This is a genomic window from Ralstonia sp. TCR112 (assembly GCF_007997035.1).
Classification (GTDB): Bacteria; Pseudomonadota; Gammaproteobacteria; order Burkholderiales; family Burkholderiaceae; genus Ralstonia; species Ralstonia edaphi.
On record NZ_VOSS01000060.1, the window covers coordinates 1 to 571 of the forward strand.

General features: G+C 61.8%; 1 protein-coding gene. It reads left to right on the forward strand.

Annotated elements, in window-relative coordinates; all coding sequences use genetic code 11:
- On the forward strand, window positions 1-571 hold a 571-nt coding region (locus tag FUT88_RS15450), incomplete at both ends, for a hypothetical protein (protein WP_147216416.1).

Here is a 571-nt window from a genome sequence, read left to right on the forward strand (position 1 = left end):
CGCCCTGGATGCAACGGCGGGCGCTATCACGAACGCCAACGGCGGCGTGATGCAGGCGGGCACGACGCTGAACACCCACAGCCAATCGCTGGCCAATACCAAAGGCGCGATGATTGGCAACGCGGTTTCGGTCAACGCCAATACGCTGACGAACCAGCAAGGCACGATTTCATCGAACACCACGCTGGACGTGCAAAGCCAGACCTTGACCAATGACCAAGGCAAGCTGGTTTCCAACGGTGCGCTCACGGTCAATACCGGAACGCTCACCAACGCCGGCGGCCAGGTCGCTTCCAACAGCGATGTGACGGTGAATGGCTCGACGGTCGACAACTCCGGCGGCTTGATGCACTCTGGTGGCACGCTGACCGTGTCCGGTGCCAACCTGCTCAACAAGAACACCAATACAGCGACGACCGGCATGGAGGGCGCAAATGTGGCGCTCACCGCCACGACGTCGCTCGACAACACAGCCGGTGCCATCCGTTCGGACCTCAACACGCAGCTTACGGCGCCGTCCATCAACAACACGCTGGGCTCGATTCAGTCGGCAGGCACGGTGGGTGCCAAG